Here is a 14,341-nt window from a genome sequence, read left to right as displayed (position 1 = left end):
AGATGAAAAAAGGCGCCCTAGGGCGCCTTTTCCACGTCTTCGTTCTGATGCAGATTGCCGAGCATATGCCCGAGCTTGCCGGCCTTGGTCAGCAGATAGCGGCGGTTGTGCGGATTGAGCCCTTCCTGCAGCGGCACTCGCTCGGCGACCGGGATACCCAGGACCTCGAGTGCCTTCACCTTGCGCGGATTGTTGGTCATCAGGCGCAGCGAGGTGACCCCCAGGTGGTCGAGCATCGGCTTGCACAGCGCATAGGTGCGCTGGTCGGCGCCGAAGCCCAGGCGCTCGTTGGCTTCCACGGTATCGGCCCCGGCATCCTGCAGCTCATAGGCGCGGATCTTGTTGAGCAGGCCGATGCCACGCCCTTCCTGACGCAGATAGAGCAGCACGCCACGACCGGCTTCGGCGATGGCGCGCAGCGCCGCCTCCAGCTGGAAGCCGCAGTCGCATCTCAGGCTGAACAGCGCGTCGCCGGTCAGGCACTCGGAATGCAGGCGGCCCAGCACCGGCTCGCCATCGGCCACGTCACCGAAGGTCAGGGCGACATGCTCCTTGCCATCGGTCTCGTCGAGGAAACCGTGCATGGTGAACAGGCCGAAGGGGGTGGGCAATTGGGAGGCGGCGACAAAGACGACGGACACCTGCGGGCTCCTGGCGGGGAAAGACGTACATTGTAACCTTTTCCCCGGGCCCGGCGTCATCGCCAGGGGTTATGACGTCGATACCCGCTGATCTATCAGCGTGCCTGCACGTAGAAGATGCCCTGGGCCTCCCGCCAGCCCACGCGATTGAGGAAACTCATGCCCAGCAGGCCCTGGCTGGGATAGTTGCCCTCCAGGACCATGGCGTCCACCCCGACCACCTCGATATCACCCAGGCGCACCTGCTTGAGCGTGGTGCGCCAGGCGCGGGCATGACCGCTGGCGGTTTCCACCCAGCCCGGGGTGCCGTCGCGATAGCTGATGCCCAGCTGATCGGCCTGGGCGCCACTCAGGGCGACACTGGTGGCGCCGGTGTCCACCAGCAGCGACACCGGACGGCCATTGACGTTGGCGGTGACCTGGTAATGACCGTTGTTGCTGCGCGGCACGCTGAATTCTCGGCGCTGCGGAGCGCTGTAGCCGTCGCTGTATTCGCGGTCGAGGGCAAAGGTCTGGGTCCGGCCGTCGATACGCAGCACCGCCTGCTGGGGATCGGCGCTGACCACCTCGACGTCGTCCAGGCGCTGGCCGACTCGCAGCAATTTGCGCTGGCCATTGACGTTGACCACCGCGGCGCCATTGAACAACCCCACGACCCTGACCTGGGGTTGCGCCCAGGCGAGCGTACCGACGGCCCAGATGAGGCCGCACGCGCCCAGTCTCTTCACTGCCCTGCTCCTTGGGCCTGCGTCTCGTCAGCCGACGAGATGACCCCAACCGATGTGTAATCCCTGAACCACCAGCCAGGCGAGGATGCCGGCCAGTACATCGTCGACCATGATGCCGACGCCGCCGCGGACATTGACATCCAGCCAGCGGATTGGCCAGGGCTTGCAGATGTCCAGCACGCGGAAGGCGACGAAACCCACCAGCAGCCAGATCAAGCCCGGAGGCGCCAGCCAGAAGGTGATCCAGATGCCGACCATCTCGTCCCAGACGATGCCCTCGTGGTCGTGCACGCCCAGCTCCCGGGCGACCTTGCCGCACAGCCAGCAGCCGAACACGGAGAGCAGCACCAGCAGCAGCGGATAGCTCCAGCCGCTGAGCAACTGCCAGAGCGGCACGAAGGGCAAGGCGATCAGTGACCCCCAGGTGCCGGGCGCCTTGGGCAGGGTGCCGGAACCCAGGCCAAAGGCCAGGAAGTGCCAGGGATCGCGCCAGACCGACAGGGGGACCGGCTGGGCGGGGGCTTGCTGTTCGCTCAAGGATGGACTCCGCGTCAGGGCGCTAGAAATGTTGGAAACCGGTGTGTATCGGCGTCAGCGGCTGACCGTCGGCGGCGAGCACCTGGACGCCGCTACCCGTCTCGACCCGCCCGATCACCTGTGCCTGGGGCCAGGCGGCGGCCAGGGCCGGCGCCTGCTCGGGCGGCAGGGTGAAGACCAGCAGGTAGTCGTCGCCGGCGCCCAGGGCCAGGCGCAGCACCTCGTCGGCGGGGAAGAGTTCGGTCAGCGCAGGACTCACCGGCAGCCGCGCCGTCTCCACGACCAGGCGGACGCCGGAGGCGGCGGCGATGTGGCCGCAATCGGCGACCAGGCCGTCGGAAACGTCCTGGGCCGCCGTCGCCCGCCCGCGCAGCCAGAGGCCGAGCTCGAATTGCGGCTGGGGTGCCCAGTAGCGCGCCAGCAGGTGCCGACTGGCGGCGTCCTCCGCTGCACGCTGACCGAGGACGAAGGGCAAGGCCCCGCCCGCCTCACCCGGCGCACCGCCCAGGCACAGCAGATCGCCCGGGTGGGCACCGCTGCGCAGCAGCGCCTGGCCGGCCGGCACCTGGCCGAAGACCGTGAGGGTGAGGGACAGCGGACCGCGAGTGGTGTCACCACCGACCAGGCGCAGCTCGCACTGTTCGGCCATCTGCGCGAGGCCTGCCGCCAGGCCTTCCAGCCAGGCGGGCTCGACGGACGGCAGGGTCAACGCCAGGGTGAAACCCAGGGGCGCGGCGCCCATGGCGGCCAGGTCGCTGGCGCTCACTGCCAGGGCACGCTGGCCGAGGCCATGGGCATCCGGGCAGGGATCGGGGAAATGCACCCCGGCGGTCAGGGTGTCTGTGGAGACCGCCAGTTGCTCACCGGGAGCGGGTGCCAGCAGCGCGCAGTCATCGCCGATGCCCAGCGCCACGCCGGGACCGCCGCGAGCGCAGGGCGCCGCGGCGAAATAGCGACGGATGAGTTCGAATTCACCCATGCCGACGTGGGCAATCAGCGCTTGCCGCGCAACTCGGCGCTGCGCAGCTTGGGCGCCAGCTTGTCCAGCACGCCGTTGACGAACTTGTGGCCATCGGTGGCGCCGAAGATCTTGGCCATCTCGATGCCTTCGTTGATCACCACCCGGTAGGGCACGTCGATGCGCTTGAGCAGCTCGTAGCAGGACAGCCGCAGCACGGCCAGCTCGACCGGATCCACCTCGTTCATGGCGCGGTCCAGGCAGGGCAGGATCAGACCGTCGATCTCGCTCTTGTTGGCCGGGACGCCATGCAGGACTTCATGGAAGTAGGCGCCGTCGACCTTGGCGAAATCGTTGTCGACGCGAAACTGCGCCTCGATCTCGTTGATCGCCTGGCCCGCCATGTGCCACTGGTACAGGGCCTGGACCGACAGGCTGCGCGCTTCGCGGCGAGCAGCCAGTTTGCCGGTGGGGGCCTTCTTGCCCGCGGGCTTGCCGGCCGCGGGCGGAGTCAGATCGCCGCTCACTTGGCCTCCAGCTGCGCCAGCAGGCTGACCATTTCCAGAGCGGACAGGGCCGCTTCGGCGCCCTTGTTGCCGGCCTTGGTGCCGGAGCGCTCGATGGCCTGCTCGATGGAATCGACGGTGAGGACGCCAAAGGACACCGGTACGCCGAATTCCATGGAGACCTGGGCCAGACCCTTGGTGCACTCGCCGGCCACGTATTCGAAGTGGGGGGTGCCGCCGCGGATCACCGCGCCGAGGGCGATGATGGCGTCGAACTCATCGCGCTGGGCGATCTTCTGCACCGCCAGCGGGATCTCGAAGGCGCCGGGGACGCGGATGATGGTCAGGTCGTCCGGCTTGATGCCGTGACGCACCAGGGCGTCGATGGCGCCCTGCAGCAGGCTTTCGACGACGAAGCTGTTGAAACGACCGACCACCAGGGCGAAGCGGCCCTGGGGAGCGATGAAGGTGCCTTCAAAGGTCTTGATGTTCATGTGCGGGTCCAGTTGTCAAAGAGCCGGACGGCCGGCAGTGCCAGGCCGTCCGTGGAAATCCAGGTGAAGCGCGCCGCACCACCCGGGCGGGGCGCGCCAGGCGGAAGGGTCATTCTTCAGGAGGCAGATAGTCTACTACTTCCAGGTCGAAGCCGGATATGGCGTTGAACTTCATCGGCGAGCTGAGCAGGCGCATCTGACGAATGCCCAGGTCGCGGAGGATCTGCGAACCGGCACCGACGGTGCTGTAGGTGGACAGCGCCTTGGGCACCGGCAGCGGCTCGCGCAGGTGCGCCAGCAGGTCGTCGCCCTCGATCGAGTGACCGAGCAGCAGCACCACACCGGTGCCCTCGCGGGCCACGCGTTCCATGGCGCCACGCAGACTCCAGCGACCCGGTTGCTGCACCTGCAGCAGGTCGCGCAGCGGATCCATGTTGTGCACCCGCACCAGCGGCAGCTCCTGGCCGGCCAGGTCGCCACGGATCAGCGCCAGGTGGACGTCGCCCTCCACCTCGTCGCGGTAGGTCACCAGCTTGAACGGACCGAGCTCGGTCTCCAGCTGCTGCTCGTCGATGCGCTTGACGGTGTGCTCGTGGAGCAGGCGGTAGTGGATCAGATCGGCGATGGTGCCGACCTTGAGGCCATGCTGCTCGGCGAAGGCTTCGAGTTCGTCGCGACGGGCCATGGTGCCGTCGTCGTTCATCACCTCGCAGATCACCCCGCTCTCGGCGAAACCGGCCATGCGCGCCAGGTCGCAGGCGGCTTCGGTATGGCCGGCACGGGCCAGCACGCCGCCGGGCTGGGCCATCAGCGGGAACATGTGGCCGGGGCTGACCACGTCGCCGGCCTTGGCGTCCTTGGCGATGGCGGCCTGCACGGTACGGGCGCGGTCGGCGGCGGAGATGCCGGTGCTGATGCCCTCGGCGGCCTCGATGGAGACGGTGAACTTGGTGCCGAAGCCGGAGGCGTTGCGGCTGGCCATCATCGGCAGGTTGAGGCGCTCGCAGAGGCCCTTGCTCATGGGCATGCAGATCAGGCCCCGCGCGTGGCGGGCCATGAAGTTGATGTGTTCGGCGGTGACGCATTCGGAGGCGATGATGATGTCGCCTTCGTTCTCGCGGTCCTCGTCGTCCATGAGGATGACCATCTTGCCCGCGCGGATGTCCTGGATGATGTCTTCGATGCTGGAAAGTGCCACGGTGTCGTCCTTAGCGCTGCAGATAGCCGTGTTCGGCGAGAAAGGTTTCGGTGACGCCGCCCTTGCTGGACTCGGCGGCCTTGTCGCCCAGTAGCAGGCGCTCCAGGTAGCGGGCCAGCAGGTCCACCTCCAGGTTCACCCGCCGACCGGGGCGGTAGTCGGCCATGATGGTCTCGCCGAGGGTGTGGGGGACGATGGTCAGCTCGAATTCGGCGCCGTCCACCGCGTTCACCGTGAGGCTGACGCCGTCCACGGTGATCGAGCCCTTGAGGGCGATGTAGCGGGCCAGCTCGGCCGGGGCACGCAGGCGAAACTGCACGGCGCGGGCATTATCGGTGCGGGAGACCACTTCGCCGAGGCCGTCCACGTGGCCGCTGACCAGGTGGCCGCCGAGGCGACTGGTGGGCATCAGCGCCTTTTCCAGGTTGACCTTGCTGCCGGGCTTGAGGCCGCCCAGGCTGGTGAGGCTCAGGGTCTCGCGACTGACGTCGGCCCAGAAGCCGTCGCCGGGCAAGTCCACGGCGGTAAGGCAGACTCCGTTGACGGCGATGCTGTCGCCGAGCTTGACGTCGGCAAGGTCGAGCTTGCCGGTGGCGACATAAAGGCGCACGTCTCCGCCCTTGGGCGTGAGCGCGCGGATCTCGCCGAGGGCTTCGATGATTCCGGTAAACATCAGCTCAGGCCTCCGCGAGGTAGAGCCGGAAAGGCGGTGCAGCTAGACATCGACGAACTCCTGTTTCGGTGAAAAAACAGGGCGTACGGACAGAAGGGAAATCAGACGGACGAGGGGCTCGCACCCCTGCCAGGCGAGGCTATCCCGTTCTCTCTCATCCGGACTATGACCGTCGGCCCCGGAATCCAACCGGGTCTGCTGACCTCCCCCGCCGCAGAGGACGAGAGAGCGCTCGCGGGCTCGTCCCGACTGATCGGGCGTTACCGCCGGTGGGGAATTGCACCCCGCCCTGAGAACTCGCCACCCGAGGGCAGCGCAGGTTTTGTAACACAGTTCGCCGCCGCGGGGCCAGGGGCGTCAGGCGTCCCTGGCCGGTCGGGCGATCAGGTGCAGGTCGGCGCCCACCGGCGTGACGCTGAGGATCTCCAGCTGCGGGGCCTCGGCCAGGTGCGCCAGCGGCCAGTCCAGCAGCGGCCGGGCGCTGGAACCGAGGAACCTGGGCGCCAGGAACAGGTGATATTCGTCGACCAGCCCGGCCTGGGCGAAGGCACCGGCCAGACGCGGCCCGGCTTCCACCAGAACGTCATTGACCTGCTCGCTGCCCAGGCGGGTCAGCAGGGCCGCCAGATCGACCTGGCCCTGGCTACCGGGCAGCGCCAGGTAGTCGTGACCGGCCGCTGCATAGCCGGGCGCCGCGGCGGCCATACCGGCGACCCGTGCCGCGCCGGCCTGAAAGAAGGGGGCATCCAGCGGCACCCGGCCACGGCCGTCCACCAGCAGCCGCTGCGGCGTACGCAGGGTGGCCAGTTCCAGTTCGTCTCCGCTCAGGCCCAGTTCGGCCTGACGCACGGTCAGGCGGGCGCCATCGGCCAGCACGGTATCGGCGCCGGTGATCACCACCCCCGCCTCGGCGCGCAGCCGCTGGACGCTCTGGCGCGCCGCCGGGCCGGTGATCCACTGGCTTTCGCCATTGGCCATGGCGGTGCGGCCATCCAGACTCAGGGCCAGCTTGACCCGCACGAAGGGTCGCCCGGTGAGCATGCGCTGGATGAAGCCGGCGTTGAGCGCTCGTGCCTCGGCTTCCAGCACTCCGGCGCGGGTGGCGATGCCGGCGGCGGAGAGGCGCGCCAGACCGCGCCCGGCCACCAGCGGATTGGGATCGGTCATGGCCGCCACTACCTCGGCCACGCCGGCGGCTACCAGGGCATCGGCGCAAGGCGGGGTGCGGCCATGATGGCTGCAGGGCTCCAGGGTCACATAGGCAGTGGCGCCACGCGCCGCCTCCCCCGCCTGGCGCAGCGCGTGCACCTCGGCATGGGGACCGCCGGCCTGGCGGTGCCAGCCTTCGCCTACCACCTGGCCGTCGCGGACGATGACGCAGCCCACCCGCGGATTGGGCGCCGTGCTGTAGCGGCCGCAGGCGGCCAGCGTCAGGGCGCGGGCCATCCAGACTTCGTCGCTCCCCATGGCGCTCATACCGGCTGCTTGCCCGGATCCTGGGCCAGGCGCTCGATCTCGTCGCGGAATTCGGCCAGGTCCTGGAATTGCCGATAGACCGAGGCGAAGCGGATGTAGGCCACCTGGTCCAGCTTGCGCAGTTCGTCCATCACCAGTTCACCCACCACCCGCGAACGGATCTCGCGCTCGCCAGTGGCGCGCAGGCGGTGCTTGATCAGGGCGATGGCTTCTTCCAGACGCTCGACGCTGACCGGCCGCTTCTCCAGGGCACGCTGCATGCCGGCGCGCAACTTGTCCTCGTCGAAGGGCTGGCGGGTGCCGTCCTGCTTGATCAGCCGTGGCAGCACCAGCTCGGCGGTCTCGAAGGTGGTGAAGCGCTCCTGGCAGGCCAGGCACTCACGTCGCCGGCGCACCTGCTCACCGGCCGCGACCAGCCGGGAATCCGTGACCTTGGTGTCGTGGGCGCCGCAGAAGGGACAATGCATGAGAGAGTCGATCGCCGGAAGGGAAAGCCCTCATGGTACCCGATCACTCCCTGCCGGGAACCTCCGGGTGCCTGACGAATCGACAGCCAGGGGCCGCCGGGCTATAAGAGCGCCCTGTGTTCGACGACCTCTCCAGCCTCCCGTGCAGCCCTCGCCGGCCGCGACCTCCGGATCCCGCCATGACCCCACGCGCCCTCCTGCCCCTGCTCTTCACCGGTCTGCTCGCGGCCTGCTCCAGCCCACCCGAAACCACGCCGCCGCAGCCCACCACCCCGGCCGACGAACCGGTTCCGGTGGTCGGTGCCCCCACTCCGGCCAATCTGCGCGAGATCTCCGGGGTGCTGCGCAATGCCCAGGGTCTGGTCCCGGCGGGTGCCCAGGTCGAGATCGCGCTGCTGGCGGTCAACGCCAAGGGCCTGCCCCAGCGTCTGCTGGCCAGCGAGACGGTGACCGGCAAGGGCGCGCCCCTGGCCTTCCGCCTGCCCTTCAATCCAGAGATCTTTCCCACCCGCCCGGATCTCAAGGTGGAATTCCACGCGCGCCTGATCCAGGCCGGGCAACTGGCCAGCTATCTGCCGCCGGTGAATGTCGGCGGACCGACCACGCAGAATCTCGGCGAACTGGTGCTGAACCAGACCCCGTGACGCCCCCTGCCGATCTCGCTGCCGCCCTGACGGCCCTGCTGGGCGACGCCTGCCTCTCCTTGCAGGCATTGCCCGGCAGCGACCTGTCGCTGTGGCTGATCGATCCGGCCAACATGACGCGGGCCTTTTCCCTTGCGGAAACCCAGCGCCTGCTGGAGGCACCGCCCTACTGGGCCTTCTGCTGGGCCAGCGGTCTGGCCCTGGCGCGCTGGATCGTCGCCCATCCCGAGCACGTCGCCGGGCGCCAGGTGCTGGATTTCGGCAGCGGCTCGGGCATCGCCGGACTCGCCGCCGCGCGGGCCGGCGCGGCGCGGGTGGTCTGCTGCGACCTGGATCCGCTGGCCTTGAAAGCCTGCCGTGCCAATGCCCAGGCCAACGCCGTGCAGATCGAGACGCTGGACGATCTGCACGCCAGCACCGAGCGCTTCGATCTCATCCTGGCCGCCGATGTGCTCTACGACCGTGCCAACCTGCCGCTACTGGCGCTCCTGCAGACGCGTGCAGAACGGATCCTGCTGGCCGACTCGAGGGTGCGCGACCTGGCCCACCCCGGCTTCACCCGCATCACCGAACTCCAGGCCTGCACCCTGCCGGATCTGGCCGAGCCGGACGAATTCCGCCGCGTGGCGCTCTATCAAGGTTGAGCTGGCCCGCCTTGTTTCCAAGCCCGGCGTCCCCACCTATAGTGCATCTTTCGTCTGCCGAGTCCGCCATGAGCCAGGTCCCCTACATTTTCGACGCCACCCTCGACACCTTCCAGCAACAGGTCATCGACGCCTCCTTCAGCACCCCGGTGCTGGTGGACTTCTGGGCCGAGTGGTGCGCGCCCTGCAAGGTGCTGATGCCGCTGCTGGCCAAGATCACCGAGTCCTATGGCGGCGCCCTGCACCTGGCCAAGGTCAACTGCGACATCGAGCAGGAACTGGTGATGAGATTCGGCATCCGCAGCCTGCCCACGGTGGTGCTGTTCAAAGATGGCCAGCCGGTGGACGGCTTCGCCGGCGCCCAGCCCGAATCGGCCATCCGCGCCCTGATCGAACCCCATGTCCAGGCCTTGCCGCCGGCCGAGGAAGATTCGCTGGACGCCGCCCAGGCGCTGTTCGCCGAGGGCCGCTTCGCCGAGGCCGAGGCGCTGCTCAAGGCGCTGCTCGAAGAAGACAACAGTGACGCCCTGGCGCTGATCCTCTATGCCCGCTGCCTGGCCGAGCGCAACGAACTGGACGACGCCCAGGCCGTGCTGGACGCGGTCAAGGGCGATGAGCACAAGCAGGCGCTGGCCGGCGCCAGGGCCCAGCTGACCTTCCTGCGGCAGGCCGCCAGCCTGCCCGAGGTGGCCGAGCTCAAGAGTCGCCTGGCGCGCGATGCCGGCGACGATGAAGCCGCCTACCAGCTGGCCGTGCAACAACTGGCCCGCCAGCAATACGAACCCGCCCTGGATGGTCTGCTGGACCTGTTCCGCCGCAATCGCGGCTACGGTGACGACCTGCCGCGCAAGACCCTGGTGCAGGTCTTCGATCTGCTGGGCAACGATCACCCGCTGGTCGCCACCTATCGCCGCCGCCTGTACCAGGCACTGTACTAGGCACCTATTGATAACGGCTGCGTCGCCCCAGGCGCAGCCTTGTCCACAGCCGGCGCCAGCCTGGCGCTGCGGACCTTTCGTAGCGTGGAAAACCGCGCAGCGTTTTCCACTCACCTACCCCCAGTCTCATCCCTGCCAGATATAGAACTGCGCCTCCCCCACCCGCTCCATGCGCACCTGGGGACTGTGCCTCAGCCGTACCAGCAGCTGCTTGGCCACGCCCAGATTGCCGGTCAGCTTTTCCAGGGCCACCAGGATGTCCGGCCCGCTGAGTCGGCCAGCCTGGCTGAGCAATTTCACCACCTGGTCCCAGAGCATGTCGCCGCCCGACTTGGGCCCGCTGGGGGCGGCGGCCACCGCCGCAGCAGGGAGGGACGCCGCCGTCGGCTGCAGGGCTGCGGCCAGGCGCTGCCAGTCGGTCTCGTCCAGTTCCACCGTGAGATCCACGGGCTGGCTGCCGATGGTTCCGCGAATGCGTACCATGGTGTTCTCCTCGTCGTGCAGAGGCCCATGCTCCCACAGCCATCGGCCGACGCCAAACCGAGGTTGCGACAGGCAAATGCAACAACATAACATAGCGCCTTTCCACCCACTGGAAGCCATCCATGCGCCTGCCCCTGCTGACCCTCTGCCTCGCCGCCGCGCTCGCTCAACCGGCCTTTGCCCAAGGCACCGCTAGTGACCATGACGAACACGAACACGGTGCCCTGGGCGCCCATGTGCACGGCGAATCCCACCTCGACCTGGCCCAGACGGAAACCGGCCTGGAATTGCAGTGGCGCAGTCCGGCGGCCGATCTGCTGGGCTTCGAACATGCCCCGCGCAACCAGCAGGAAGAGGACGCCGTCGCGGCTCTGCGCCAAAGCCTGGAGAATCCCCAGGCGCTGGTGAAGCTGCCCGCGGCAGCCGATTGCCGCCTGACCGAAGCCAGCGCCATCAGCCCGCTGTTCGCCAAGGACGCCAGCGCGAGCGGCCATCTCGACGTGGACGCCAGCATGAGCTTCAGCTGCAGCAAGCCGGGCGCGCTCGCCAGCCTGGATCTCTCCGGCTGGTTCGCCCGCTTCCCCAACAGTCACAGTGTCGAGGTCCAGGCCATCGTCGCCAGCGGTCAGCAAGGCGCCGAACTGACCGCCAAGCAACCGCAGCTGAAATGGTAAGACGGTCGTGACCGCCGCCCCGCTGGTCGAGATCCAGGACCTCGGCTTCGCCTGGCCGGGCCAGGCGGAATGCCTGGACATCCGGCACTTCCAGCTGGCACCCGGCGAGGCGCTGTTCCTCGAAGGCCCTTCGGGCAGTGGCAAGACCACCCTGCTCGGCCTGCTGGGTGGCGTGCAGCGCCCCGGTCGCGGCCAGGTGCGCCTGCTCGGTCAGGATCTAGGAGCGCTCGCCACCGCCCGGCGCGACCGCTTTCGCGTCGACCACACCGGCTTTCTCTTCCAGCAATTCAACCTGCTGCCCTTTCTCTCGGTGCTGGACAACGTCCTGCTTCCCTGCCAGTTCTCGGCGCTGCGCCGCGAGCGCGCCACCGCGCGGCACGGCGATCCGCGGGGTGCGGCCCTGACCCTGCTCTGCGCCCTGGGGCTGAGCGATCCCGCGCTGCCGCGCCGTCCAGCCCGCGAACTCTCCATCGGCCAGCAGCAGCGGGTCGCCGCCGCCCGCGCCCTGATCGGCCAGCCGGAGCTGGTGATCGCCGACGAACCCACCTCGGCGCTGGACACCGATCACCGCGATGCCTTCCTGCAGCTGCTGTTCGCCGAGTGCGCCGCCGCCGGCGCCGGCCTGCTGTTCGTCAGCCACGACCGCAGTCTGGCCAGTCGTTTCGACCGCCACCTGACCCTGGCCCAACTCAACGCCGCCCGGCCGGAGACCTAGGATGCCGCTTCTGCCACTGGCCTGGGCCAGCCTGCGCAATCGTCGCGCCACCGCCCTCCTCACCGTCTTCACCATCGCCGTCTCGGTGGCCCTGCTGCTGGGCGTCGAACGCTTGCGCACCGAGGCCAAGGCCAGCTTCGCCAGCACCATCGCCGGTACCGACCTGGTGGTGGGCGCCCGCTCCGGTGCGGTCAATCTGCTGCTCTACTCGGTGTTCCGCATCGGCAATGCCACCAACAACATCCGCTGGGAGAGCTACGAGAAGCTCGCCGCCGATCCCCGCGTCGCCTGGACCATCCCGCTGTCCCTCGGCGACTCCCACCGCGGCTACCGGGTGCTGGGTACCGACGGCAACTACTTCGCCCACTATCACTACGGGCGCAACCAGCCGCTGCGGCTGGCCCAGGGTCGCCCCTTCAACGACGTCTTCGAGGTGGTGCTGGGCGCCGAGGTGGCCAAGGCGCTGCACTATCAACTGGGCGACAGGGTCGTGCTGGCCCATGGTGTCGCCACCATCAGCCTGACCGAGCATAGCGACCACCCCTTCACGGTGGTCGGCATCCTCGCCCCCACCGGTACCCCCGTCGACCGCACCCTGCACATCCCGCTGAGCGGCATGACCGCCCTGCACCTGGACTGGCGCGGTGGCATGCCCGGTCCTGCGCTGAGCGACGCCGAGGTGCGCCGGCGCGATCTCACGCCCCAGGACCTGACCGCCGCCCTGGTCGGCCTCAAGAGTCGGGTGGCCACCTTTGCCGTGCAACGCGCGGTCAACGAGTACCGTGGCGAGCCGCTGCTGGCCATCCTGCCCGGCGTGGCCCTGCAGGAACTCTGGGGCCTGCTCGGCACGGCGGAACAGGCGCTGCTGGTGATGTCGCTGTGCGTGGTGCTCACCGGGCTGGTGGGCATGCTCACCGCCCTGCTCGCCAGTCTCAACGAACGACGCCGCGAAATGGCCATCCTGCGCTCGGTGGGCGCCCAGCCGCGTCATCTGTTCGGCCTGCTGCTGGCCGAAGCCCTGGCCCTTACGCTGGCCGGCTGTCTCGCCGGGCTGGCGCTGCTCTATGGCGCCATCGCGCTGGGCCGGCCCTGGCTGCTGGCGGAATACGGCCTGGCATTGCCGCTGGACTGGCCCTCGCTCTACGATGGGCAACTGCTCGGCGGTATCCTGCTCGCGGCGCTGGTGCTCGGCTGCATTCCGGCCTGGCGCGGCTGTCGCCAGGCCCTCACGGACGGGTTGTCCGTGCGTTTGTAGACGAGGCTTCCCCATGCGCCTGGCGCTCCTGCTGTTGCTCTGCTGGCTGTCCTGGGCCCAGGCCGACCCCCGCCAACTCGCCTGGCGCGAACTGGTGCCGGCCGATGCGCCGCGCTTCAATCCCGGCAGCGTCGACCACGGCCTCGGCGAAGACGGCCCGGCCGCCAGCCAGCCCTGGCCGGACGCGCCAACGGTGGCCGCCCTGGACGGCCAGGAGGTGCGCCTGCCCGGCTACGTGGTGCCGCTGATGGTCACCGAAGAGGGCGAAGTCACCGAATTCCTGCTGGTCCCCTATTACGGCGCCTGCATCCACGTACCGCCGCCGCCCGGCAACCAGATCGTCTACGTCAAGGGCAGCCACGATCTCTGGCTGTCCAAGCTGCACCTGCCCTATTGGGTGGAAGGCCGCCTGGGCGTGGGCACCCAGCGCAGCGAGATGGCCGTCGCCGGCTACTGGCTGCAGGCCCAGCGCATCCAGCCCTACATCCTCAAGGGCGACGGCTCCTGATGGATCTGCCCTGCCCTTGAGCGAGATCAAGAGTCCGCCGTTCCGGCTTCGCTAGGCTGCTCCCAGCCATTTTTCAATGCCTTCGGAGCCCTCGCCATGCATCCTCTCTTCCGTCTCAGCCTGCTCGCCCTCGCGCTGGCCGCCCCCTTCGCCCAGGCCCACCAGGCCGGCGACATCATCCTGCGCGCCGGCGCCATCACCGTGGATCCCCACGAGCGCAGCTCCGACGTCAAGATCGACAGAGGCGCCCTGAGTGGCGCCAATCTGGGCGGCAAGGCGACCATGGACAGCGACACCCAGCTGGGGCTGAACGTCGCCTACATGCTGAACGACCACCTGGGCCTCGAATTGCTCGCGGCCACGCCCTTCGAGCACCAGGTCAACATCAAGGGCACCGGGCTCGACGCCGCCAATGGCAAGCTGGGCAGCCTCAAGCACCTGCCGCCGACGCTGAGCCTGGTCTACTACCCGCTGGACGCCAAGGCGACGTTCCAGCCCTATGTCGGCGCCGGCCTCAACTACACCTGGATCTATGACGAGCACGTCGGCAGCGGCGCCAGCGCGGCCGGCTTCGACAATTTCCGCGCCGACAACTCCTGGGGCTGGTCCGCCCAGGTCGGTGCCGATCTCATGCTCACCGACCGGGTGATGCTCAATGCCCAGATCCGCTACATCGACATCGCCACCACCGCCCACGTCGACAACACCGCCCTCGGCGCCCGCGCCAAGGTCGATCTGGACGTGGATCCCTGGGTCTACATGGTCGGCCTGGGCTATCGCTTCTAGGCCACCGCCAGCCACT

General features: G+C 68.6%; 19 protein-coding genes and 1 riboswitch. Of the genes, 8 read left to right on the top strand and 11 right to left on the bottom strand.

Translation table 11 applies throughout. The annotated features are described in order from the left end of the window. Positions 1-17: 17 nt before the first annotated feature. The 10 genes from ribA to nrdR all read right to left on the bottom strand — a co-directional run bounded on the left by ribA (position 18) and on the right by nrdR (position 7,678). On the bottom strand, positions 18-641 hold the full coding sequence (gene ribA, locus QE444_RS05010; RefSeq protein ID WP_273861315.1) for a GTP cyclohydrolase II: 624 nt from the start codon (positions 639-641) through the stop codon (positions 18-20). A gap of 95 nt (positions 642-736) precedes the next feature. Continuing rightward, entirely contained in the window at positions 737-1,369 is a 633-nt protein-coding gene (locus QE444_RS05005; protein WP_187980965.1) for a TIGR02281 family clan AA aspartic protease, read from the bottom strand. 27 nt (positions 1,370-1,396) lie between these two features. Beyond that, positions 1,397-1,906, bottom strand: coding sequence for a phosphatidylglycerophosphatase A (locus QE444_RS05000; RefSeq protein ID WP_280309642.1), 510 nt, complete (start codon positions 1,904-1,906; stop codon positions 1,397-1,399). 22 nt (positions 1,907-1,928) lie between these two features. After that, positions 1,929-2,885, bottom strand: a complete 957-nt coding sequence (thiL, locus tag QE444_RS04995) for a thiamine-phosphate kinase (RefSeq protein ID WP_309737460.1) — start codon at positions 2,883-2,885, stop codon at positions 1,929-1,931. 14 nt (positions 2,886-2,899) lie between these two features. After that, positions 2,900-3,391, bottom strand: a complete 492-nt coding sequence (gene nusB / locus QE444_RS04990) for a transcription antitermination factor NusB (RefSeq protein ID WP_133860576.1) — start codon at positions 3,389-3,391, stop codon at positions 2,900-2,902. Further along, positions 3,388-3,864, bottom strand: a complete 477-nt coding sequence (ribE, locus tag QE444_RS04985) for a 6,7-dimethyl-8-ribityllumazine synthase (RefSeq protein WP_007161209.1) — start codon at positions 3,862-3,864, stop codon at positions 3,388-3,390. Before ribE ends, nusB begins: the two co-directional genes overlap by 4 nt. Positions 3,865-3,973: 109 nt before the next feature. Then, the gene (gene ribBA, locus QE444_RS04980; protein WP_133860575.1) at positions 3,974-5,062 is read right to left on the bottom strand and encodes a bifunctional 3,4-dihydroxy-2-butanone-4-phosphate synthase/GTP cyclohydrolase II; all 1,089 of its coding nucleotides are present in this window, start codon (positions 5,060-5,062) and stop codon (positions 3,974-3,976) included. 10 nt (positions 5,063-5,072) lie between these two features. After that, on the bottom strand, positions 5,073-5,735 hold the full coding sequence (locus QE444_RS04975; protein ID WP_187980963.1) for a riboflavin synthase: 663 nt from the start codon (positions 5,733-5,735) through the stop codon (positions 5,073-5,075). Between the two features lie 142 nt (positions 5,736-5,877). Further along, positions 5,878-6,036: riboswitch (FMN riboswitch) on the bottom strand. Between the two features lie 56 nt (positions 6,037-6,092). After that, positions 6,093-7,211 (bottom strand): bifunctional diaminohydroxyphosphoribosylaminopyrimidine deaminase/5-amino-6-(5-phosphoribosylamino)uracil reductase RibD, encoded by a 1,119-nt coding sequence (gene ribD, locus QE444_RS04970; RefSeq protein WP_309737458.1) that lies wholly within the window; start codon positions 7,209-7,211, stop codon positions 6,093-6,095. Continuing rightward, entirely contained in the window at positions 7,208-7,678 is a 471-nt protein-coding gene (gene nrdR, locus QE444_RS04965) for a transcriptional regulator NrdR (protein WP_007161213.1), read from the bottom strand. The genes ribD and nrdR overlap by 4 nt, the downstream gene beginning before the upstream one ends. Positions 7,679-7,857: 179 nt before the next feature. Between nrdR and QE444_RS04960 the strand changes: the two genes are divergently transcribed. The 3 genes from QE444_RS04960 to trxA all read left to right on the top strand — a co-directional run bounded on the left by QE444_RS04960 (position 7,858) and on the right by trxA (position 9,904). Beyond that, entirely contained in the window at positions 7,858-8,322 is a 465-nt protein-coding gene (locus tag QE444_RS04960) for a YbaY family lipoprotein (protein WP_133860572.1), read from the top strand. Further along, a complete protein-coding gene (locus tag QE444_RS04955; RefSeq protein ID WP_309737457.1) occupies positions 8,319-8,966 on the top strand; it encodes a 50S ribosomal protein L11 methyltransferase in 648 nt (215 codons plus the stop codon). The genes QE444_RS04960 and QE444_RS04955 overlap by 4 nt, the downstream gene beginning before the upstream one ends. A 68-nt stretch (positions 8,967-9,034) precedes the next feature. After that, positions 9,035-9,904 (top strand): thioredoxin, encoded by an 870-nt coding sequence (gene trxA, locus QE444_RS04950; RefSeq protein WP_309737456.1) that lies wholly within the window; start codon positions 9,035-9,037, stop codon positions 9,902-9,904. A 126-nt stretch (positions 9,905-10,030) separates the two neighbouring features. Here the strand turns inward: trxA and QE444_RS04945 are convergent, their stop codons facing one another. Beyond that, positions 10,031-10,387: a hypothetical protein gene (locus tag QE444_RS04945; RefSeq protein WP_133860569.1), complete on the bottom strand. Its 357-nt coding sequence runs from the start codon at positions 10,385-10,387 to the stop codon at positions 10,031-10,033. Positions 10,388-10,509: 122 nt separating this feature from the next. On the opposite strand from QE444_RS04945, the gene QE444_RS04940 reads away from it, so the two are divergent. The 5 genes from QE444_RS04940 to QE444_RS04920 all read left to right on the top strand — a co-directional run bounded on the left by QE444_RS04940 (position 10,510) and on the right by QE444_RS04920 (position 14,325). Beyond that, positions 10,510-11,061, top strand: a complete 552-nt coding sequence (locus QE444_RS04940; RefSeq protein WP_187980957.1) for a DUF2796 domain-containing protein — start codon at positions 10,510-10,512, stop codon at positions 11,059-11,061. A gap of 22 nt (positions 11,062-11,083) precedes the next feature. Then, entirely contained in the window at positions 11,084-11,776 is a 693-nt protein-coding gene (locus tag QE444_RS04935) for an ABC transporter ATP-binding protein (RefSeq protein ID WP_405046459.1), read from the top strand. Between the two features lies 1 nt (position 11,777). Next, the gene (locus QE444_RS04930; RefSeq protein ID WP_187980956.1) at positions 11,778-13,031 is read left to right on the top strand and encodes an ABC transporter permease; all 1,254 of its coding nucleotides are present in this window, start codon (positions 11,778-11,780) and stop codon (positions 13,029-13,031) included. 13 nt (positions 13,032-13,044) lie between these two features. After that, on the top strand, positions 13,045-13,539 hold the full coding sequence (locus QE444_RS04925) for a DUF3299 domain-containing protein (RefSeq protein ID WP_133860565.1): 495 nt from the start codon (positions 13,045-13,047) through the stop codon (positions 13,537-13,539). Positions 13,540-13,635: 96 nt separating this feature from the next. Continuing rightward, the gene (locus tag QE444_RS04920; RefSeq protein WP_309737454.1) at positions 13,636-14,325 is read left to right on the top strand and encodes an OmpW family outer membrane protein; all 690 of its coding nucleotides are present in this window, start codon (positions 13,636-13,638) and stop codon (positions 14,323-14,325) included. Positions 14,326-14,341: the final 16 nt, after the last annotated feature.

The organism is Pseudomonas sp. SORGH_AS_0199 (assembly GCF_031453735.1).
Lineage (GTDB): Bacteria > Pseudomonadota > Gammaproteobacteria > Pseudomonadales > Pseudomonadaceae > Chryseomonas > Chryseomonas aestiva.
This window is presented reverse-complemented; position numbering and strand designations above follow the sequence as displayed.

Excerpts from the sequence above, each read along its gene's own strand:
- nrdR (WP_007161213.1), bottom strand. The coding sequence starts at position 7,678 with ATGCATTGTCCCTTCTGCGGCGCCCACGACACCAAGGTCACGGATTCC.
- thiL (WP_309737460.1), bottom strand. The coding sequence starts at position 2,885 with ATGGGTGAATTCGAACTCATCCGTCGCTATTTCGCCGCGGCGCCCTGC.
- ribD (WP_309737458.1), bottom strand. The coding sequence starts at position 7,211 with ATGAGCGCCATGGGGAGCGACGAAGTCTGGATGGCCCGCGCCCTGACG.
- QE444_RS04925 (WP_133860565.1), top strand. The coding sequence starts at position 13,045 with ATGCGCCTGGCGCTCCTGCTGTTGCTCTGCTGGCTGTCCTGGGCCCAG.
- QE444_RS04975 (WP_187980963.1), bottom strand. The coding sequence starts at position 5,735 with ATGTTTACCGGAATCATCGAAGCCCTCGGCGAGATCCGCGCGCTCACG.
- QE444_RS04930 (WP_187980956.1), top strand. The coding sequence starts at position 11,778 with ATGCCGCTTCTGCCACTGGCCTGGGCCAGCCTGCGCAATCGTCGCGCC.
- QE444_RS04920 (WP_309737454.1), top strand. The coding sequence starts at position 13,636 with ATGCATCCTCTCTTCCGTCTCAGCCTGCTCGCCCTCGCGCTGGCCGCC.
- QE444_RS04945 (WP_133860569.1), bottom strand. The coding sequence starts at position 10,387 with ATGGTACGCATTCGCGGAACCATCGGCAGCCAGCCCGTGGATCTCACG.
- trxA (WP_309737456.1), top strand. The coding sequence starts at position 9,035 with ATGAGCCAGGTCCCCTACATTTTCGACGCCACCCTCGACACCTTCCAG.
- QE444_RS04940 (WP_187980957.1), top strand. The coding sequence starts at position 10,510 with ATGCGCCTGCCCCTGCTGACCCTCTGCCTCGCCGCCGCGCTCGCTCAA.
- ribE (WP_007161209.1), bottom strand. The coding sequence starts at position 3,864 with ATGAACATCAAGACCTTTGAAGGCACCTTCATCGCTCCCCAGGGCCGC.
- QE444_RS04960 (WP_133860572.1), top strand. The coding sequence starts at position 7,858 with ATGACCCCACGCGCCCTCCTGCCCCTGCTCTTCACCGGTCTGCTCGCG.